The sequence below is a fragment of the Methylococcus sp. ANG genome, assembly GCF_040730495.1.
In the GTDB taxonomy this organism is placed as follows: Bacteria; Pseudomonadota; Gammaproteobacteria; order Methylococcales; family Methylococcaceae; genus Methylococcus.
Genome location: NZ_CP160399.1, coordinates 3,282,302 through 3,302,336, shown reverse-complemented (window position 1 = coordinate 3,302,336; position 20,035 = coordinate 3,282,302). Strand labels below are relative to the sequence as shown.

Annotated in this window: 14 protein-coding genes; 6 read left to right on the top strand and 8 right to left on the bottom strand. The window is 62.1% G+C overall.

Going from position 1 to position 20,035, the window contains the following annotated elements:
- Window positions 1-19: 19 nt before the first annotated feature.
- A complete protein-coding gene (locus tag ABZN20_RS16105) occupies window positions 20-1,144 on the bottom strand; it encodes a Fic family protein (protein WP_367025918.1) in 1,125 nt (374 codons plus the stop codon).
- 246 nt (window positions 1,145-1,390) lie between these two features.
- Between ABZN20_RS16105 and ABZN20_RS16100 the strand changes: the two genes are divergently transcribed.
- Complete coding sequence (locus ABZN20_RS16100) at window positions 1,391-1,681, top strand: hypothetical protein (RefSeq protein WP_367025917.1); 291 nt, start codon at window positions 1,391-1,393, stop codon at window positions 1,679-1,681.
- A 174-nt stretch (window positions 1,682-1,855) separates the two neighbouring features.
- Here the strand turns inward: ABZN20_RS16100 and ABZN20_RS16095 are convergent, their stop codons facing one another.
- Window positions 1,856-3,208 (bottom strand): IS1182 family transposase, encoded by a 1,353-nt coding sequence (locus ABZN20_RS16095; protein WP_218806980.1) that lies wholly within the window; start codon window positions 3,206-3,208, stop codon window positions 1,856-1,858.
- Between the two features lie 226 nt (window positions 3,209-3,434).
- Between ABZN20_RS16095 and ABZN20_RS16090 the strand changes: the two genes are divergently transcribed.
- On the top strand, window positions 3,435-4,400 hold the full coding sequence (locus ABZN20_RS16090) for a hypothetical protein (RefSeq protein WP_367025916.1): 966 nt from the start codon (window positions 3,435-3,437) through the stop codon (window positions 4,398-4,400).
- A gap of 322 nt (window positions 4,401-4,722) precedes the next feature.
- Here ABZN20_RS16090 and zwf read toward each other — a convergent pair whose 3' ends face one another.
- Entirely contained in the window at window positions 4,723-6,204 is a 1,482-nt protein-coding gene (zwf, locus tag ABZN20_RS16085; protein ID WP_367025915.1) for a glucose-6-phosphate dehydrogenase, read from the bottom strand.
- Window positions 6,205-6,664: 460 nt separating this feature from the next.
- Here zwf and ABZN20_RS16080 point away from each other — a divergent pair, with 460 nt between their 5' ends.
- On the top strand, window positions 6,665-7,876 hold the full coding sequence (locus ABZN20_RS16080) for a glycosyltransferase family 2 protein (RefSeq protein WP_367025914.1): 1,212 nt from the start codon (window positions 6,665-6,667) through the stop codon (window positions 7,874-7,876).
- 30 nt (window positions 7,877-7,906) lie between these two features.
- Here the strand turns inward: ABZN20_RS16080 and ssb are convergent, their stop codons facing one another.
- The 4 genes from ssb to ABZN20_RS16060 all read right to left on the bottom strand — a co-directional run bounded on the left by ssb (window position 7,907) and on the right by ABZN20_RS16060 (window position 13,615).
- On the bottom strand, window positions 7,907-8,431 hold the full coding sequence (ssb, locus tag ABZN20_RS16075) for a single-stranded DNA-binding protein (protein WP_218808763.1): 525 nt from the start codon (window positions 8,429-8,431) through the stop codon (window positions 7,907-7,909).
- A gap of 34 nt (window positions 8,432-8,465) precedes the next feature.
- Window positions 8,466-9,860 (bottom strand): MFS transporter, encoded by a 1,395-nt coding sequence (locus ABZN20_RS16070; protein WP_367025913.1) that lies wholly within the window; start codon window positions 9,858-9,860, stop codon window positions 8,466-8,468.
- 93 nt (window positions 9,861-9,953) lie between these two features.
- The gene (locus tag ABZN20_RS16065) at window positions 9,954-10,901 is read right to left on the bottom strand and encodes a bestrophin family protein (RefSeq protein WP_367025912.1); all 948 of its coding nucleotides are present in this window, start codon (window positions 10,899-10,901) and stop codon (window positions 9,954-9,956) included.
- Window positions 10,901-13,615 carry a cation-transporting P-type ATPase gene (locus ABZN20_RS16060; protein WP_367025911.1) on the bottom strand — a complete coding sequence of 905 codons (2,715 nt, stop codon included), beginning with the start codon at window positions 13,613-13,615 and terminating at the stop codon, window positions 10,901-10,903. The genes ABZN20_RS16065 and ABZN20_RS16060 overlap by 1 nt, the downstream gene beginning before the upstream one ends.
- 154 nt (window positions 13,616-13,769) lie before the next feature.
- On the opposite strand from ABZN20_RS16060, the gene uvrA reads away from it, so the two are divergent.
- Window positions 13,770-16,598, top strand: a complete 2,829-nt coding sequence (gene uvrA, locus ABZN20_RS16055) for an excinuclease ABC subunit UvrA (protein ID WP_367025910.1) — start codon at window positions 13,770-13,772, stop codon at window positions 16,596-16,598.
- Window positions 16,599-16,870: 272 nt separating this feature from the next.
- Here uvrA and ABZN20_RS16050 read toward each other — a convergent pair whose 3' ends face one another.
- Entirely contained in the window at window positions 16,871-18,262 is a 1,392-nt protein-coding gene (locus ABZN20_RS16050; protein ID WP_367025178.1) for an IS1380 family transposase, read from the bottom strand.
- 162 nt (window positions 18,263-18,424) lie between these two features.
- Here ABZN20_RS16050 and ABZN20_RS16045 point away from each other — a divergent pair, with 162 nt between their 5' ends.
- Both ABZN20_RS16045 and ABZN20_RS16040 read left to right on the top strand, forming a co-directional pair.
- On the top strand, window positions 18,425-19,153 hold the full coding sequence (locus ABZN20_RS16045; protein ID WP_218808759.1) for a BglII/BstYI family type II restriction endonuclease: 729 nt from the start codon (window positions 18,425-18,427) through the stop codon (window positions 19,151-19,153).
- 15 nt (window positions 19,154-19,168) lie between these two features.
- Window positions 19,169-19,858, top strand: coding sequence for an MT-A70 family methyltransferase (locus ABZN20_RS16040; protein WP_218808758.1), 690 nt, complete (start codon window positions 19,169-19,171; stop codon window positions 19,856-19,858).
- Window positions 19,859-20,035: the final 177 nt, after the last annotated feature.

The following is a 20,035-nucleotide window of genomic DNA, read 5'->3' as shown; positions in this document are numbered from 1 at the left end:
TCAATTCCAGGAGACGCAGCTACTCCGGGAGATCGTTCAGCTCATAGCTGGTGCTTCGGCCACCCGCATCCGTTTTCCGCAGCACGCCCCGCGCAAGCAGATCGGTGATGTCGCGCAGGGCCGTGTCCGGCGAGCACTTTGCAATGGCCGCCCACTTGCTGCTGGTGAGTTTGCCGTCGAAGCCGTCGAGTAGTCGATTGAGCAGCTTCACCTGCCGCTCGTTCAATGGGGTGGTCGCCCAGCGCTGCCAGAACCGCGCCTTGGTCAGCACGGCATCTAGCGTGTGCTGTGCCTGATCGACGGCGCGATGGAGCGTGTCGAGGAACCATGCGAGCCACTCGGTGACATCCAGCGACCTCTTCTGGTTCCGCTCCAGGATGTCGTAGTAGGCCTTGCGTTCGCGCTGGATCTGCGCCGACAAGCTGTAGAAGCGCTGCGGGCTGCCATCGGCGCGCGCCAGCAGTAGATCGCCAATGGCCCGGGCGATACGGCCATTGCCGTCATCAAACGGGTGCAAGGTGACGAACCACAGATGGCCGAGGCCGGCTTTGAGCAGCGACGGTTCGTTCGACGCGCCATTCAGCCAGTCGAGGAAGCGGCTGGTTTCCGCCTCCAGGCGATCGGCTGGAGGCGCCTCGAAATGCACCCGCTGACGACCGATGGGGCCGGACACCACCTGCATTGGGCCGGTAGCATCGTCGCGCCAGCCGCCCACCTTGATCTTGGCAAGGCCGGAGTAACCGGTAGGAAACAGCGCGGCATGCCAACCGAACAGACGCTCCCGCGACACCGGCGCAAGACAGTTGGCGGTGGCATCGAGCACCATCTCGACCACGCCTTCGACGTGCCGATCCACCGGGGCCAGGGCACCGATGTCGACGCCCAGCCTGCGTGCGACGGACGAGCGCACGGATTCGACGTTGAGCTGCTCACCTTCGATCTCGCTGGTCTTGACCACGTCCTCGGTGAGAGCGGCCAGGCTAGCCTGATCGCGCAGCCCCATGCCCACGTCGGCCAGCCGGCCCATCAGAAGTCCTTGGGCGCGACTGACCTCAGCCATAGGCCCAGCCAGCGCTGCCAGGTCGAAGCGCCAGTTCGGCCAGTCGTTGGACTGCCAGATGTATTTGTAATCGCCGCCATTCATGGGGAGAGTATGGGCTGCATTCTCCGGCCATGCAAGTCATTCGCCGCATTTAATGCGGTGAATGTGACCGCTATTCGCCGCACGGGCAAGGAACCTGCCGACACCGCACCAGAACGGGTGTACAGGTATCCGCCCGGTTTATCAAAGCCTTCGAGACCGGCGAGCCCCCTCCCAGGAGGCTCGAATCAACTTCGAGAGCGAAGAACAGCTCCAGAAGACCCCTAAGCGCTGGGACATCCTCAAGAAATGACCGGCGCCGCACCGATGACCCTACGCGAAGTCTCACGGCGGGCGAGCGACGTCAAAGCCGTGCACGGTGACGTCAACGCCCTCCGCAACGCCGGCTTGCTCGACAAAGCCGAAAACGGCCGGGTCGTCTTCCCTTATGATTCCATGCATGTCGACAACATCATGAAGGCGGCCAGAATCTTGACGGTGCGCTTGATTCTTCGGCGCCCTATCGATCTGACCACTTCGCCGAACAGGAAGCCATCCCGTGACGGGCAGAGTCATGATTTGGTCACGCAAGAGATCTAGGAGTCTGTCGGACTATGGATTTACTCGGGTCGGGATTCTTGGAATCGAGAATTTTTCGGGGGCATTGGCGGGGTAGTCACCAGCGTTTCGCGTCGATAACTAGACCAAGATGTGCCCCGCCTCCCCCATGGCGGCGCTATTGGTGTGTAACGCTTGGTTTTTACGTGAAGCCTGTCACGCTGCCGCCAACACGTGCATCCGCCTCAGATTGAACGCCATCGCCACCAGCTTCCATTCTCCGGCCACTGCCTCCAAGCCGCGCAGAGAGAACTGGCGGAATCCCAAGACCTGTTTGATGATGCCGAACACCGGCTCCACCGTGGATTTGCGCTTGGCGTAGCGGGCCTTCCCTGCCTTCGTTTTGAGTTTCCAGGCCATCTTCTCCACGGGATCGGTGGTTTCCGGTTCCGGGGCATCCGGAGCCAGGCGTTCCGCCAGCGGCACGTGATGGCTGTCCCGTCCCATCGCGATCAGCGGTTCGATCTGCTGTTCGCAGCAGGCGTGCACGTTGCCGGCGCTGAAGTAGCCCGTGTCGGCCAGCAGGGCTTCGGGCTTCCCCCAGGCTTCCGGCAGCTTCTCGATCTCGGCCAGCATCGGTTCGACCTGCTGCTTGTCGTTGGTCTGCTGACTGACGGTGGTGGCGACGATCAACATCGTCTCCACATCCACCGCAGCCTGGCTGTTATAGCCCTGGAGGAAACCCGCGTGGCTCGGCATGATGCGGGATTCCTCGTCGGTCAGATTGATCTGGTCGCTGGCCTTCGGCCCGGTTTCCGGCGGCTTCGGCTCCTGCCCACGTGGCTTCTTGCCCGCCTGCCGCTGGCCTTCGCGACGGGCTACCTTGGCTTCATAGTCCTGCTGCGCCCGGGCATCGCGCTCCGCGACCCGCTCCACGATCTTGGCCTTCGCCTCCGCCAGGGCCTTCAGCCGATCCTGCCGCCGCGCCAACTCCTCTGGCAGGTCGATGCCGTCCGGCTCCTCCGCCCCGTCGGCCTCCGCCGCCTTCTGCAACAAGGCCTGCACCTCCTCCCGCAACTGCGCTTCCAACTTCTCGATGTGGCCATGAGACAAGGCCTTGTGCTTGGAGGCGTTGGCCTTAATCTTGGTCCCGTCCAGGGAAATCTGCCCGAGCCTCACCAGCTTCATCGCCTGCGCCAGGCTCAAGACCTGAACGAACAGGTCCTCCAGCTCCCCCAGAAAGGTCTTGCGAAAGTGGGCCAGGGTGTCATGATCGGGATGGGTTTCCGCCGACAGAAAGCGGAAGGCCACCGAATCGTAGGTGGCCCGCTCAATCTTGCGGCTGGAGAACACCCCGGTGGCATAACCATAAACCAGCAGGGCCAGTAGTACCGACGGATGGTGCGCCGCCGACCCGCGCCCCGAGTAGCGGCTCGTCAGTCGACTTAAATCCAGCTGATCGATGACCTCGACGAGGAACCGTGCCAGGTGGTTGGCTGGCAGCCATTCGTCAACCGAGGGCGGTAGCAGATACTGCTGGTGGCGATTGACGGGGATGAAGCGGCTCATCGGGTCTCACCTTGTCGCGATCTATCCGGAATAGGCCGCTATGTTAACGGAAACAGCGGACTTCCGCCCCTCCAATCCGGTTCGAACCAGAACCGGAAAGTCCGACAGACTCCTAGCGTTGAACGAGTTGCTCAGGGATGATGAAGCGGCTTCCGCAGAAGACGGATAATTCCCTTTCAAATTGAAATCAACAGAATTTTACGATGACAGACCGAGGTAAACGAAAATGCATGGCAGATCCTTCCTGATGTGGCGTATCACCCCGACACGATTTCACGCCGCCGCCCGGTTTCCATCGCGCACTCCCTCTGCCCTGCGGAGAGGGGCGCTTCTCGTCGCCACACTTGTATCTCTCGCTGGTCTCGGCAGCGGCGCTGCTGACGTCGAAGCGGCCGATTTTTCCCTCGGCGCGCCCGGTCAATTTGCCGCCGGACCTTCCAAGCCGTCACTCTATGTGCATCAAGCCGAGCACGGTTTGCTGCGACGCCATGGGGAACGGTGGGTGCTGACGCTGCGTGGCTCCGCTCCCAGGCTCCCCGGTTTTGGCAACTCACCAGAGCCGGTCGTCGACTCTCGGGAACTGGTATCGTTCGTCTCCGGCTGGAAAGATATCTTCGGGGATGCGAAAGCGGTCGCCGCACTGGAAATCACGGACGCACCGGCCAGCCGCGATGTCATCCTGCTCGAACTGGCAGCACCCCAATTCCGCGGAAGATCCGACACGGTAAGCTACGAAGCGTACCCGGTGACGCAGACTTCCCGCACCTCGCTCGCCACCCTGGCAGCGCGTGCGGACGGCAGCGTCTCGACGCGCTTCGGGCGCGCCTCGCTGTATATCGACGCGACGGGTGGTACGGTTCCCCTCGCTATCTCCTGGACCTCGAATGGCGGGACTTTCGGTTTGTCCTTCGATAATGCCACCCTGTCCCAGGGGTCGCTGATGACCGAATTCACGGAGGGCAATTACATCTTCATCGGGACGACGGGTATCGATGGGCAAAGCTTCAATCCGACGGGCTTGTTCCAGGGCTCCATCCAAGTCAGAGTGACCCTGCCGGCTTCAGGCCCGATCACGGGGAGCGCCGATTTGCCATCGGGATTTTCAGTGCAAGCTTCCTTTTGCGGCAGTACCTCCTGGGTGACACTGCCGAACGGTCCGTTTTCCATTGCTCCGCCGTCTGGCGGTTGCTAATCGCGATGAACGCCCTAACGGGTGTCAGTGCCTCTTGTTTCGGCAAGGCCCACTGCTACCGGAATTCATGGCTCGAAAGAATGACGTCCATCCGCCCCTCGCAACGGTCTTCGAGTGTCGGAATTGCTTCACGATTGTAACCGTTCAGTCCTCTGGGAGCGCGGACGTCCCGCTGAAGGAGCGGCCAGGATGGCCGCGATCCCAGCAAAAAAAGCGGGGGGGTATGAATGCTTACTCGTCGTCTGTACCGGAGCCGAATTCGGAAATATCCCCGGATTGGATCGACGAAATTGGAAATTCCGTTGGCGATGATTCCGTAGCGTCATTCCTCGTCGTGCCAGCAGAATCCGTCTCGCGACAACAACTCCGCCGAGGCGGCAGGCCCCCAGGTGCCGGCCGCATACAGCCTGGGTCCGGCCGGGTCGGACGCCCAAGCATTCAGGATCGGCTCCACCCAGCGCCAAGCCTGCTCCAATTCGTCTTGCCGCACGAACAGTGACTGGTTGCCCCGGATAATGTCCATCAGCAGACGTTCGTACCCTTCCGCCCGCCGTGTTTTGTTCTTGAAAGCACCGGCGAAATTCAGGTCGAGATATACCGGCTGCAGCTCCATCGTGTCGCCCGGCTGCTTCGCATACAGGTAAAGACGTATGTATTCGTCGGGCTGCAGACGGATCACCAGCTTCGCCGGCGCCCCCGCGGCACCCGGCGCCAAAGGGAATATCTGGTGAGGAACATCGCGGAAATTGATCACGATTTCCGCCAGCCGCGTCGGCAGGCGTTTGCCGGTGAAAAGGTAAAACGGCACCCCTGCCCAGCGCCAATTGGCGATCTCCGCTTTGATCGCCACGAAGGTTTCGGTCTTGCTGTCTGGCGGTATGCCGGCTTCTTCGGTATACGCCACTACCGGTTTTCCGTGCAACTTGCCGGCGCGATATTGTCCACGCACGGTTTTCTTGAATACATCTTCATCCTTAAACGGTATCAAGGATTCCAGGACCTTGAGCTTTTCATCGCGGATCGCGTTGGAATCGAGGCTGACAGGGGGTTCCATGGCTATGAAGCAAAGCAGTTGCAGCAGATGGTTTTGCACCATGTCTCGCAGTGCACCCGTGCCTTCGTAAAACCCGCCGCGGCTGCCGATCCCGACCTCTTCGGCAATGGTAATCTGTACGTTGCTGATCCATTCCCGCCGCCACAACGGCTCGAACAGCGCGTTGCCAAACCGCAGCGCCATCAGGTTCTGCACCGACTCCTTGCCCAGGTAATGGTCTATCCGGTAGATCTGGTTTTCCCGATAATGCTTGCCGACCGCCTCGGTAATCGCGTTGCTGGAGGCGAGATCGTGCCCCAAAGGCTTCTCCAGCACTACCCGGCAGTCCGGCCGGCTGAGGCCCTGCCGGGCCAGATTGTCACATACGGTGGTAAAAAACGAGGGCGCCACGGACAGGAAGAACACGTTCACTTCGGCCGGGTTCCGCTCCAGAACCTCCTTCAGTACTGCATACTCGGCGGGCTCGCCGGCATCCACCCGGACATATTGCAAGCGGGAGAGGAAAGCCGACCACACTCTGTCATCCCAGTCCGCCTTCGGAATGAACTCCCGGGCTTTTTCCTCGATCTTCGCCAGATACATCTCCTGCGTCAGGTCCTGCCGACCGAGACAGTAGATACGCCCATCCGGAACCAACAGACCGTTCCTGTCGCACTGATACATTCCAGGCAGGAGCTTGCGGGTGACCAGATCGCCGGTACCGCCAAAAAACACCAGGTTGAATGACTTGGGAAGTTGGAGCTGACTCATCGCTTGATCCTCTTGTTATTGAGAGACCGATCATCAGCCGGCCTCGTTCGGGTGACATCCGATGACCTCCCCGGGAAACGGGGCTCCTTTCGACCTCAAATGCTATTCGCCCCCATCCCGTACGTCCAATCGAATCGATGCCATCGGTCTCAGCGACGGCTTGTATGAAACGAGCACAGACCGCGGCCGGATATTCCGAGACGTACCCCTCGTGGCCGACCTTTTCGCTGCAGGCCAATAGGCCGCATGCCGAACCACGGCCCCTGCGGTCGTTACCGAGACGGCACCAGCGTGGTTGCAGTTTCCACTACCGTCGGGTTCTTACGCCCCGACTGTTTTGGCATCGGTTCTGCCTGCCTCGAGGCGTCGATGGCCGCGGTGGTGTAACCTTACGTAATATTGGATCGTTGGAATAAGGAAAACTGCAGCAAGACTCTCTCCTTCCGGAAGCGGCTCAACCATGCACTCTCCGATCACTGCCTTCGCCACCGCATTCGTAATACTCCAATTCGTAAAAATCGTTGTTCCGGCGCTGCTCACATCTTTTCGGATCACTCGAAATCGCAGGCGGCACAGGGAGCCTTTTGAACCCAAAGCCACGGTCATCGTTCCCTGCAAAGGGAGTGAACCCGGCCTCGAGGACAATATTCGCGCCTTCCTGAATCAGGAATATCGGGACTACTCGTTGCTATTTGTGACCGAGAGCGGGAGCGACGCGGCATACGCCATCATAAAACGCATCATCTCACAGCACTCCCGGCCCGCTCGGATGATCGTGGCGGGACTGGCGAAGGAATGCGGTCAGAAGGCACATAATCTTTGCGCGGCGGTTCAATCCGTGGAGCAAGACGCGGAAGTTCTGGTATTTGCGGATTCAGACGCACATCCGCGATCGAGTTGGCTGGCCGAGCTATGCGCCCCGCTGTCGGATCCGGCGGTCGGGGCGACCACGGGTTTCCGCTGGTATATCCCCATCGCAAGCAACTTCTGGTCGATTCTTCTGTCCAGCTGGAACGCGCAAGGGCTCGTTATGCTGCATGAACGATCCCTGTTTGCATGGGGCGGCTCCATGGCGGTGCGAACCGAGGATTTCAGGCGGCTTGGGATCGAACGGATATGGAGGACTGCGCTGAGCGATGATCTGTCCCTGTCGAAAGCCATTCGTGGCAGCGGGCTCAAGATCACCTTCGTCCCCCAGTGTCTAGTCGCAACGTATGCCGATCTGAACATGAGGCAGGTCCTGGAATTCACGACCCGCCAGATCAGTATTACCCGGTTTTATCGGCGCGACATGTGGTGGCAGGTCGTGGCGGCCCACTCCTTGTATACCGCGGTATTTTGGGGAGGATTGGCGGTTGCCGTTTCGGAAATTCCGTCGGCAACCTTTGATGGCCGCCTGATAATCCCGTTGGCGGCGATCATGACGCTGTCGGCCTGTCACCTCTGGTCAAGGCTCGCTCTGGCGATACATTGCCTGCCCGAGGATTACAGCGCCAACCTGATCCGGACGCGCCTGGCCTTCGTGTCCACCGGACCCCTCGTAACTCTCGTCTACCTGTACAATATCGTCGTCTCCTGCATGACCAGACGTATCACTTGGCGAGGCATCGTTTACGAGATGGTATCCCCCAGCGAAATCAAGGTGATCCGGCCGTCAAACCCGGCGGAATAACCCGTCCGGTCATGATCGAAACCGGCCGTTTCAAAACGGCACGTCGTCGTCGAACCCCTCGTCGAATTGGCTGCTTCCAGCGCCGCTCCCGCCGGTGCCGGTGCCGCCGCCATATCCGCCCCCCGAACTGCGCGGCCTGGAGCCGCCGCCCGCCGGAGGGGCATCCCAGTCCGGTTCGCCCGCCCCCGTTCCGCCGCCACCCATGCCCCCGCCGGCACGGTCGAGCATCTGCATTTCATTGCCGATGATTTCGGTGGTGTAGCGGTCCTGACCGGTGTTCTTGTCCTGCCACTTCCGGGTCCGAAGGCTCCCTTCGATGTAGACCTTGCTGCCTTTCTTCAGATACTCGCCGGCGATTTCCGCCAAGCGGCGGTACATCACCACGCTGTGCCATTCGGTGCGTTCCTGGAGCTGGCCGGTTTGCTGGTCCTTCCAGGATTCGCTGGTGGCGATGCGCAGATTGGCGACCGCGCCGCCGTTCGGCATGTAACGCACTTCCGGGTCCGCGCCCAGGTTGCCGATGAGTATGACTTTGTTGACGCCTCGACTGGCCATGCTTGATTCTCCGTTGTAAACCTTGAGCGGGCGGCTAGGCGCTCGCCGTTTCGTTGAGCAATGCTTCGAGCCGGCTCCGGTCCAGCCGCTCGCGTTCGATTTTGAGATAGGCCACGCCGTCGTCGGGAACGACCACGGCGTCGGCGATGCCGGGGACGCCGCGCAGGCGCGCCGAGAGATCGGCCGCCGCGGCGGCGCTGATTTCGCCCAGATTGACCATGAGGCTGCTCAGGTGCCGCGGCTTCTGCATGCCGAAGGCGACCGCCAGCCACAGCAAGGCAATGGCGGCGCAGAACAGGAACACGGCCGGAATGCCGTAATGCCCATGAATCCAGCCCGCGCCGGCGCCGCCCACGAAGGCGCCGAGGAACTGGGTGGTGGAATAAACCCCCATGGCCGTGCCCTTGAGGTCGGCCGGAGCCGCTTTGGAAACCATCGAAGGCAGGGTGGCTTCCAGCAGGTTGAAGCCGGTGAAGAACAGGTAAAGCAGCACGCCGATGCCCAGCGTCGTCGGAACGAGGCCGGCGAGACCCGCGTCGACGGCGGCGGTCAGCAGAATGAAGGCCAGGAAAACCGGCTTCATCTGCCGCTTCTTCTCGGCCACGATCACGAAAGGCACCATGCTGAACAGCGACAGCACGAACACCGGCAGATAGATCTTCCAGTGTTCCGGCGTGTCCATGTGCAACTCGTCGCGCAGGATCAGCGGCAGGGCGACGAAGGTCGCGGTCAGAATGGCGTGCAGGGCGAAGATGCCGAAATCCAGCCGCACCAGCTCGGGATTGGCCAGCACGCTGGCAAAACGCGCGGGCTGTGCCTCGGTATCGCGGTGGAAACGGACCCGCCGCGGCGTCGGGACGGCGGTATAAAGCACGGCGATGCCGAGCAGCGCCAGACCGGCGACGGCCCAGAAGATACCCTTGACGCCGATCCAGCCGGACAGCACCGGACCCGCCACCATCGAAAAGGCGAAAGAGACGCCGATGCTGATGCCGATCAGCGCCATCGCCTTGGTGCGGTGCTCCTCCTGGGTGAGGTCGGCGGCCAGCGCCATGATCACCCCGGCGACGGCGCCCGCCCCCTGCAGCGCCCGGCCCGCGACGATGCCGTAGATCGAATCGGCCGCCGCCGCCATGACGCTGCCGGCCGCGAACATCAGGAGACCGACGACGATGAGCGGCTTGCGCCCAAAGCGGTCCGACCAGATGCCGAAGGGAATCTGGAACACGGCCTGGGTCAGGCCGTAGGCGCTGATGGCCAGGCCGATCAGGGCCGGCGTCGCGTCGGGCAGGTCTCGCGCATAGATCGAGAACACCGGCAGGATCATGAACAAGCCCAGCATGCGGAACATATAGATTGCCGCAAGCGAAATGGCAGCCCGGATTTCGGTGCGGGTCATCGGGCTGTCGATGTCGATAGTGTGGCGCAAAACTGCGTCTCCTTGAGGGGCGCTTCCAAATTCATAATGGTACCAGCTTCGCCGCGCCCGGGGTGTCCGGAAACCCGCCGGCGGAACTGGCGCCTACATCAGGACACCTTTCGCCGGATCGAGCGGGGGCGGGACTTCGGCTTCGCCGAGCTGCTGCCTGAGATCGATTTCGATCGTGCGGCAAAGAGCCGACATAGGCGTGTCGTTGACATGGTTCTCGAACGGGTCACGCAGTTCCGAACCGAGCCGCTCGATGGTGACGAACACGAAAGCCAGCAGCGTCTCCATGACGATGGCCACCACGTCGAAGCGCTGGTCGGTCTGGATCAGACTGAACGGGATCAGGCTGGCGACCAGCCAGACGAAGGCATGGGTGTGAAACCGGAAACGGTCGGGAAACGCGGTGCGTTTGATGCGTTCGCAGCCGCCCTGGACGTCGTAGAACAGATTGAGGGAATCGTCGAGCTGCAACAGGATTTGCTGCTCAGTCCAGTCGGTGCCGATGATTTCGGCGAGCCTTTCGGCCTGGCGCTGGATCAGCTGCGTCGGCGCATTGCGCGCACGTCGCAAGCGCTCGATTTCGCTCTCGCCAAGCCAGCCGCCGAAAATTCGCCAGTCTTCCTCCGCCAGCCCGCCGCCGGAGCGCAGGCCGATGCGCAACGCGTTGACGTAGGCGATCTGCCGATGGAGCAGCTCCCGCTGCAACGCCTCTGCCTGAGCTTCGTCCGCGATCCCCGCGATGCGCTTTGGCGTCAGCAAGGTCGTCACCTGGCGTCCGAACGATCGGCTCACGTTGACCAACTGCCCCCACAGGCGCCGCGCCTCCCACCAGCGCTCGTAGCACTGGTTGACCTGGAATCCGAGGAAGATCGACATGGCCGTGATCAGAACGCTCAGCGGCAGCAACGGGAGCGCCGTGTGTTCCAGGTGGGTGTACTCGTAGATGAACTCAGCCAGCAGCGCCAGCGCCAGAAAATAGAGCAAGGCGGGCCAGTCGCTGCGCAAAGCCCGCCACAGGGTGGTGCCGCTTCGGACGATCATCAAAGTCTCCCGACTCGGGAAAGGCGCCGGTAAGCGAGTTTCTCCAGACCGACCGCCCAGAAGATCACGACACCGCCCGCCAGGGTCAGCAGCCATTCGTCCAGTCCGATGGGTTCGGAATGAAACAGCCAGTGCATGACCGGCGCGTAGACGAAGCCGGTCTGCGCCAGCATCATCGCCCCGATCCCGCCCCAGATCCAAGGATTGGAAAACACCCCCAGCTTCAGCATCGAATGGCTGAGGGAGCGGCAGTTGAGCAGATAGAACGCCTGGCCGACGCAAAAGAAGTTGACCGCTGCAGTACGTGCCTTGTCGACGCTCTCCTCGTGCGTCAGCTCCCATTCGAACAAGCCGAACGAGCCCGCGCACAGCAGCAGCCCCACCCAGAGGGTGCGGAACATAAGCCGGCGGGTGAGGATAGGCTGCTCGGGGTTGCGCGGCGGCCGCCGCATGATATCCGGCTCCTTGGCCTCGAAGGCCAAGGGCAGGCCGAGCAGCACGGCGGTGGTCATGTTGATCCAGAGGATCTGCCCGGGCAGGATGGGCAGGGCGATGCCCGCGAACACCGCGATCAGGATGACCAGGCCCTGGCCGATGTTGGTGGGGAGGGTCCAGGTGATGAATTTCACCAGGTTGTCGTAGACACCCCGTCCCTCCTCCACGGCAGCCGCGATCGAAGCGAAGTTGTCGTCGGTCAGGACCATGGCGGCGGCCTCCTTGGACACCTCGGTGCCGGTGATGCCCATGGCCACGCCGATGTTGGCCTGGCGCAGCGCGGGGGCGTCGTTCACCCCGTCCCCGGTCATGGCGACGATGTGACCACGGGTCTGCAGGGCTTGGACGAGGCGCAGCTTCTGCTCGGGCGCGACGCGGGCGAACACCGCCGTCCGCTCGGCGGCCTCGGGCAGCGCCGCGTCCGGAATCGCGGCCAAGGCTCTGCCGTCGATGGCGTTCACGTTCGCACCTTCGCCGTTCAGGCCGATCTGCCCGGCGATCGCGACGGCGGTGCCGATGTGGTCGCCGGTGATCATCTTCACCCCGATGCCCGCGGCGCGGCAGGAGGCGACGGCCCGGACAGCCTCCGGTCGGGGCGGGTCGATCATGCCTTGAAGGCCGAGAAAGCTCAGGCCGGCGCTCACGTGCCCGTGCTCCACCGTGGGGTCGTCGGACGGCCGTTCGCCCCGGGCGAACGCCAGGACACGCAGACCCTGGGCCGCCATGGCGTCCACTTCACGATGGATGGCCTCTGGATCGAGCGGTTCCGGCGCCAATTCTCTGCCGAAGGCCGAATCGCAGCGACTCAGAATGCTTTCCACGGAACCCTTCAGGTACACATGGCGGGTATTTTCGGCCCTGTTGTGGTGAAGGGTGGCCATGAACTGATGCACAGACTCAAAGGGAATGGCATCCAACCGCGGGTGCGACTCAGCCATGGCACCATGATGCAGGCCCGCCTTGTGGGCGCAGACCAGCAACGCCCCTTCGGTGGGATCCCCTTCGATTCGCCAGAACTCGTCCTCCCGCACCAGCCGGGCGTCGTTGCACAGCAAGCCGGCTTTCAGGGTTTCCAGCAAGACGGGATGGGCGGCGGGATCGATCTCGCCGCCTTCGCGCAGGAATTCGCCCTCGGGAGCGTACCCGGAACCGCCCACCGCGAACCGGTCTCCGCCCGCGTAGACGGCTTTGACGGTCATCTGGTTCTGGGTCAAGGTTCCCGTCTTGTCCGAACAGATGATGGTGGTGCCGCCGAGGGTCTCCACTGCCGGCAGCTTGCGGATGATGGCGTGGCGGCCGGCCATGCGCCGCACGCCGATGGCCAGCGTGATGGTCACGGCCACCGGCAATCCTTCCGGAATCGCGGCGACCGCCAGCGCCACCGAGGCGATGAAAGTCCCGGCCAGATCTTCCCCGCGCCAATAGCCGGCCAGGAAGGTGAGCGCCGCGAGCGCGACGATGAACCACATCAGTACCCGGCTGAAATGGCCTATCTTGCGGGTCAGGGGCGTTTCCAGTTCGCCGGCTTCCCGGATCATCCGGTTGATGCGCCCGATTTCCGTGGCATCGCCGGTGGCGACGACGATTCCGACGCCGGTCCCATAGCTGACCAGGGTGGAGGAATAGGCCATGTTATTGCGGTCGGCCAGCAGGGTGTCGTCCGGCAAAGGGTCGCATCCCTTCTCGACCGGCACCGATTCACCGGTCAGGGTCGATTCATCGATCTGCAGTTCCTTGTGACGCAGCAGTCGCAGGTCCGCCGGCACCTTGTCGCCGGACTGCAGAAACACGATGTCGCCCGGCACCAGATCCTCCGCCGGCACCACCCGCCGGCCCCCCTCCCGCAGGACCGCTGCGCTCTGGCTGAGCGCCCGCGCCAGCGCATCGATGGAACGCAGCGCGTTGATCTCCTGGATGAAGCCGATCACCGCATTGATGAAAACGACGCCGAAGATGACGGCGGAATCCACCCAGCTCTTGAGGAATCCGGTCACGCCGGCGGAAACCAGGAGGATGTAGACGAGCGGGTGGTGGAATTGGGACAGGAACAGGGCGATGGCGCTTTTGCCCCGCTTGGGCGTGAGACGGTTGGGACCGTGGCGCTCACGCCGCCGTTCGGCTTCGCTTTCACTGAGCCCTCGTCCGGCGTCGACGCCGAGCAGCTCCGGAACGGAGTCGGTCGGAACGTGATGCCAAGGGCGCGGAATCGGTTCGTGCATGACGTCCCTCCGGGATGCGGCGGAAAGTCGTGATGGTACACCAAGCGCCGGACGGCCGTCCGGCAAGCCCGGCCGGCTTCGGACGCCGCTGCGCCGCTTTGCCAAAGCGCCACCAAAACCCTTATATTCGGGCGTTTAACCACGCGGCGAGCGCATGGACGTCATCAGCATCCGGGGCGCCAGAACCCACAATCTCAAGAACATCGACCTCGATCTTCCTCGCGACAAGCTGATCGTGATCACCGGGCTTTCGGGCTCGGGCAAGTCCTCGCTGGCCTTCGACACGATCTACGCGGAAGGCCAGCGGCGCTACGTCGAATCGCTGTCAGCCTACGCCCGCCAGTTCCTTTCGATGATGGAAAAGCCGGACGTCGACCACATCGAGGGGCTGTCGCCGGCGATCTCCATCGAGCAGAAATCGACCTCGCACAATCCGCGCTCCACCGTCGGCACCATCACCGAAATCTACGACTACCTGCGCCTTTTGTTCGCCCGCGCCGGGATTCCGCGCTGCCCGGAGCACGGGGTGTCGCTGGAGGCGCAGACCATCAGTCAGATGGTCGACCACATCCTGGCCCAGCCGGAAGGCTCGCGCTGGATGCTGCTGGCGCCGGTGGTGAGCGAGCGCAAGGGCGAGCACGTGCAGGTGCTCGAAGATCTGCGGGGACGCGGCTTCATCCGTGCCCGTATCGACGGCGCGGTGTACGAGCTGGACGAACCGCCCAAGCTCGACCTCCGCAAGAAGCACAGCATCGAGGTGATCGTCGACCGCTTCAAGGTGCGCTCCGACCTGGCCCTGCGCATGGCCGAATCTTTCGAGACCGCGCTCAAGCTGGCCGACGGCATCGCCATCGCCGCCTCCATGGACGACGATACCTCCGAGATCGTCTATTCGGACAAGTACGCCTGCCCGCATTGCGGCTACTCGCTGAGCGAACTCGAGCCGCGGATTTTCTCGTTCAACAACCCGCGCGGCGCCTGCCCCGAATGCGACGGCCTGGGCGTCAAGCAGTATTTCGATCCCGGCCTGATCGTTCACAATCCGGAACTGAGCCTGGCCGGCGGTGCTGTGCGCGGCTGGGACCGGCGCAATGCCTATTACTACGGCATGATCCAGTCGCTGGCCGAGCACTACGGCTTCGATCCGGAGGAGCCGTTTTCCAGTCTGCCCTTGCATGTGCGGGAGGTGATCCTACACGGCAGCGGCAGCGAGGTGATTCCGTTCAAGCTGCTGTCGCCGCGTGGCACCGCGCTGGTGCAGCGCTACACCTTCGAGGGAGTGATCCCGGTGATGGAACGGCGCTACCGCGAGACCGACTCCACGCTGGTGCGAGAGGAGCTGGCCAAGTACCTGTCGAGCAAGCCCTGCCCCGCCTGCGAAGGCACCCGCCTCAACCGCGGCGCCCGCCACGTGTTCGTGGGCGATACCAATTTGCCTGGGTTGACCCATCTGCCGGTCCGGCGCGTGCTGGAGTTCTTCGACGGGCTCGAAATGAGCGGAAGGCGCGGCGAGGTGGCGGCCAAGATCGTCAAGGAAATCCGCGCCCGGCTCCAGTTCCTCATCAACGTCGGCCTAGACTACCTCAGTCTGGATCGCAGCGCCGACACCCTCTCCGGCGGCGAGGCCCAGCGCATCCGCCTGGCCAGCCAGGTCGGCGCGGGCTTGGTCGGCGTCATGTACGTGCTGGACGAGCCCTCCATCGGCCTGCACCAGCGCGACAACCAGAGGCTGCTGGATACCCTGATCCGGCTGCGCGACATCGGCAATACCGTGATCGTGGTGGAGCACGACGAGGACGCGATCCGGCTGGCCGACCACGTGGTCGACATCGGCCCCGGCGCCGGCGTGCACGGCGGCCAGATCATCGCCCAGGGCACGCCGGAAGACGTGATGGCCACCCCCGAGTCCGTGACCGGCCAGTATCTCTCCGGCCGGCGCCGCATCGCCGTGCCGGCCCAGCGCAACCCGCCCGATCCCGAACGCCGCTTGGCGGTGCGCGGCGCCAGCGCCAACAACCTCAAATCGCTCGACGTGTCGATCCCGGTCGGATTGCTGGTCTGCGTCACCGGCGTGTCGGGTTCCGGCAAGTCCACCCTGGTCAACGACACCCTCTATCCCGCCGCCGCCCGCGAACTCAACGGCGCCTCGCTGACCCCGGCGGCCTGTACCGGGATAGAAGGGCTGGAGCATTTCGACAAGGTGGTGGACATCGACCAGAGCCCGATCGGGCGGACGCCCCGCTCCAATCCGGCTACTTACACCGGATTGTTCACGCCCATCCGCGAGCTGTTCGCGGCCACCCCGGAAGCGCGCTCGCGCGGCTACACGCCCGGCCGTTTCAGCTTCAACGTCAAGGGCGGTCGCTGCGAAGCCTGCGCGGGCGACGGCGTCATCAAGGTGGAAATGCACTTCCTGCCCGACGTGTTCGTGCATTGCGACGTCTGCAAAGGCCAGCGCTACAACCGCGAAACCCTGGAAATCCGCTTCAAGGGCAAGACCATCCACGAAGTGCTGGCGATGACGGTGGAAGAGGCCGCGGCGTTCTTCTCGGCCATCCCGGCGGTGGCGCGCAAGCTCCAGATGCTGATGGAAGTCGGCCTCTCCTACGTCACCCTCGGCCAGAACGCCGTCACCCTGTCCGGGGGCGAAGCCCAGCGCGTCAAGCTCGCCCGCGAACTGTCGCGGCGCGACACCGGCAAGACCCTGTACATCCTCGACGAGCCCACCACCGGCCTGCATTTCCACGACATCCAGCAGCTCCTCAACGTCCTCCACGAACTCCGCGACCGCGGCAACACCGTCATCGTCATCGAGCACAACCTGGACGTCATCAAGACCGCCGACTGGATCATCGACCTCGGCCCCGAAGGCGGCGAAGGCGGCGGCCGCCTGGTGGCCGAGGGCACGCCCGAGCAGGTCGCGGCGAATCCGGATTCGCATACGGGGAGGTTTTTGGCGCCGTTGTTGGAACGGGGTGGCTGATGCGGCATTCAGTCCACGGCGGTCAAGCCTATAAACAAATTAGTGATGGATTCTGTTAGCCCGGATGTTTCATAAAAATGCCCCCTGCGCCCGATAGCTTGGCCAGCTGCCTATTTTTTCAGTCCACCGAACTGACCTACGCCCCCCATGAGGCATGGGCAGCCCCTCGACCTGCCTCTTTTCGCGGGGGTGGTGGCCGGAATCCAGACACTGGACGCAATCAACCCTCCGAGTCCTGCCGGATCCTCCTCGGTTGAGGGTGACGGCGCGCTTCAGGCCATGGCCGGTGGTCGGACGAGATAGAGTATCTCGGTGACCCGGTGCAACAGCGCCTTCACCGGACAGGCGCTCGGCAAGTGCAACTTGATCCGGTCCTTGTACTGCACCACCCGCACCGCCAGCTTGAACAGCTTCAGGATGAGGGTCATGGGCTGCGCCTTGGCCAGTTCGGTGTGGCACAGGGTGTGCTCCCGCAGGCTGTGGATCAGGCTGTAGGCGGCACAGGCATAGAACAGGCGCAGGTGGTTGGCGAGGAAGGCATGGTCGGCGGTGCGATCACTGGCCAGATCGTTCTTCACCGCCTTGATGAAGTTCTCGTCCTGGCCGCGTGCGCAGTACAGATCCCGGTACAGCGCCTCCGGCGTCGGGTCGGCGAGCGAGGTCACGACGAAGCGCGGGTTGTCCCCCAGGCCCATGACCTCGGCCTTGAGCACCACCCGATAGGCCTTGGGCCAGGAACCGGCCTGGTAGGCCACCTCGTCATACAAACGGGTCGCCGCCGGCTCGGGCTGTTCGGCGCGGCGAGCGAAATCACAGCGTTGCGCATGCAAGGCGCGCGTCTTGGCAAGCAGCGGCTCGGCCTTGGGCGTCAGCACCTGGTTGCCGGCCAGGCCGAAGAGGAAATCCATCCGTGCATCGGCTTCGCACAGGGCCATCAACTCCGGGTTGGCGAAATGGCCATCCCCGCGCAGGACGAGGTGGGTATCCGGCCAGGCCTGGCGCAGGCGGCGCACGACCCGCTGGAGGATGGCGGCGTTCTCGCGCCCGGTGGGGCGTTTGCCGGGCCGCAGCACGGCGGTGATGAACTTGCCGGAGAGGCCCTCGAACAAGAACAGCGGCAGATAGCAGTGGCTGCCGTAGTGGTGATTGTAGAAGGCCAGTTCCTGCTGCCCGTGGGTGCGGTCTTCGGAGTGGTCCATGTCCAAGACGATGACCGCGGGCGGGGTGGTGTAGCTGGCGATGAAGGCATCGACGAAGGCGCGGGCCAGGCGGTAGATGTCCTTGCGGGAGACTCCGTTCTCCAAGCGCGAGAAGGTGGGGCCGGAAGCCAGGGCGTTGTCGGCATCCAACGGCGCCCGCTCGGCCGCCAGCTTGAACACGGGATCGTGGCGCAGGCTGTTGGCGTCGTTGCCGTCGGCATAGCCGCAGGCGGTCTGGAAGATGCGCTGACGCAGGAGGTCGGCCAAGCTGTGGGCGATGTAGGAAGGGTGCCGGCGATCCTGAATGGCCGAGGCCAGACGGGCGATCAATCCGGTCTGCCGATCCACGCCCTGCAGGAGGAGGGCGCCGAAGTCGCTGGACACCGCGCCGCCTTCGAAGTCGGCACGGACGGTGAAGCCGGCGACGGTGGGAAAACGGAGCTGGGTCGGGATAGAATCACTCATTGGGCGGTCTCGTTTAGGCTTCGTACGAAGCGTTATTGGCGCAACTCCAATTATATCAATTGGTTAAGCGAGATTCGCCCACTTTCTTGAAATATCCGGGTTAGTAACAAAGCGGGAACCAGATAACAGCTGGCTTGAAACTTACATACAGGAACAGTCGAAATGTTCGAAAAAATTAAGAAAAATGGCTTTCAAGTCATGACGCTGCATCACGCAGAGGCGATACTAACTCACGACATGGCCGACGCGGTTACCGAACTCGAGAAGGTCCTTTTAGCTATTCAACTCCCAGCCGAGGAGTTGGTCCGAGGCGGCGGTGGAGAGGGTGAGTTGACGCAACGCTTGCGGCGGGCATTGACTGATGATTGCGGGTGGACTAAACATAATTTTGAGATTAAAAAGATCGTTGATGGCGAAGAAAAAGAGTCCATTTCACATGAAATTGATCACGTCAAGCGCTTCCCAACCGGCACGTTTGCGCTGGAGATCGAATGGAACAACAAAGATCCGTTTTTTGATCGGGACTTGGAGAATTTTAAACGATTGCACGCCGATGGTGTTATTTCAATTGGGGCAATCATTACAAGGGGTGCCAGCCTTCAAGATTCGCTCAGAGACTTTGTGGCTGAATTTGCTCGCAAGCATGGCATTAGCGAGCCCGCTGCATTATCCGAGTATTATTCACCAACCAAGCGACAGCTTGGTATAATTGAAAAAGCTGTGCAGTCAAAGGGTTCTTTCCAAGAAGGGTGGGCCCATGCCTTCGTTTCGGACAAATTCGGGGAGGCGACAACACACTGGCGAAAGCTTGAAGACCGCGTCCGGCGCGGCGTAGGAAATCCATGCCCACTTCTGTTAATTGGGATTCCCAAAGACGTCGTAGTTGTGTGAAAAGGATAAAAAACGATGACTGCTCAAATATATAGCATTGCGGAACCGAACCCATCTGAAGATTTATTAGCGAAGATAGGGGGCCAATACTCGACGATCTTGGCAGACCCACCTTGGCAATTCCAAAATCGGACAGGAAAGATGGCGCCAGAGCACAGACGACTTCTCAGATATCCGACAATGGAATTGAAAGAAATCGTGGAACTTCCAGTTGCCAGACTTGCCGCAGCAAAATCGCATCTCTATCTCTGGGTCCCTAATGCCTTGTTGCAAGAAGGCCTCAAAGTCATGGAGGCTTGGGGTTTCACTTACAAGTCAAATCTAGTTTGGTACAAGGTAAGGAAGGATGGTGGCCCCGATGGGCGCGGCGTCGGTTTCTATTTCAGAAATGTCACCGAGCTAGTATTATTCGGAGTTCGTGGAAGCATGCGCACTCTCCCCCCTGGCCGGACACAGGTTAATCTCTTTTCCAGTCGGAAGCGGGAGCATTCGCGCAAACCAGATGAAATTTACGAGCTTATTGAGGCATGCTCTCCCGGCCCCTATCTGGAGCTGTTCGCTCGTTTTCGTCGTACGGGATGGAATCAGTGGGGCAACGAAGACGTGGAAGAAAACACTTACTACGGCGTAGCGCGCCGCAAAGGCCACGTTGACCCACAACTTCGGCTTCTTGAAACACCTCGTGGTTACAACACCAAAGAGTGACCGATCCGAATGATACAAAGGACGCGGCAAAATAAAAAATAGCTCGCGTAGGACGAATGGCTGGCATCAGGCGATAACGCCTACTTCAATAGCGGAAAACGGACATGCCAAACTATCGACGCGCGTTTGTGCCTGGTGGTACTTGGTTCTTTACGGTCAATAGAGTTGTTTCCGATG

Excerpts from the sequence above, each read along its gene's own strand:
- ABZN20_RS16105 (WP_367025918.1), bottom strand. The coding sequence starts at position 1,144 with ATGAATGGCGGCGATTACAAATACATCTGGCAGTCCAACGACTGGCCG.
- ABZN20_RS16100 (WP_367025917.1), top strand. The coding sequence starts at position 1,391 with ATGACCGGCGCCGCACCGATGACCCTACGCGAAGTCTCACGGCGGGCG.
- ABZN20_RS16095 (WP_218806980.1), bottom strand. The coding sequence starts at position 3,208 with ATGAGCCGCTTCATCCCCGTCAATCGCCACCAGCAGTATCTGCTACCG.
- ABZN20_RS16090 (WP_367025916.1), top strand. The coding sequence starts at position 3,435 with ATGCATGGCAGATCCTTCCTGATGTGGCGTATCACCCCGACACGATTT.
- zwf (WP_367025915.1), bottom strand. The coding sequence starts at position 6,204 with ATGAGTCAGCTCCAACTTCCCAAGTCATTCAACCTGGTGTTTTTTGGC.
- ABZN20_RS16080 (WP_367025914.1), top strand. The coding sequence starts at position 6,665 with ATGCACTCTCCGATCACTGCCTTCGCCACCGCATTCGTAATACTCCAA.
- ssb (WP_218808763.1), bottom strand. The coding sequence starts at position 8,431 with ATGGCCAGTCGAGGCGTCAACAAAGTCATACTCATCGGCAACCTGGGC.
- ABZN20_RS16065 (WP_367025912.1), bottom strand. The coding sequence starts at position 10,901 with ATGATCGTCCGAAGCGGCACCACCCTGTGGCGGGCTTTGCGCAGCGAC.
- ABZN20_RS16060 (WP_367025911.1), bottom strand. The coding sequence starts at position 13,615 with ATGCACGAACCGATTCCGCGCCCTTGGCATCACGTTCCGACCGACTCC.
- uvrA (WP_367025910.1), top strand. The coding sequence starts at position 13,770 with ATGGACGTCATCAGCATCCGGGGCGCCAGAACCCACAATCTCAAGAAC.
- ABZN20_RS16050 (WP_367025178.1), bottom strand. The coding sequence starts at position 18,262 with ATGAGTGATTCTATCCCGACCCAGCTCCGTTTTCCCACCGTCGCCGGC.
- ABZN20_RS16045 (WP_218808759.1), top strand. The coding sequence starts at position 18,425 with ATGTTCGAAAAAATTAAGAAAAATGGCTTTCAAGTCATGACGCTGCAT.
- ABZN20_RS16040 (WP_218808758.1), top strand. The coding sequence starts at position 19,169 with ATGACTGCTCAAATATATAGCATTGCGGAACCGAACCCATCTGAAGAT.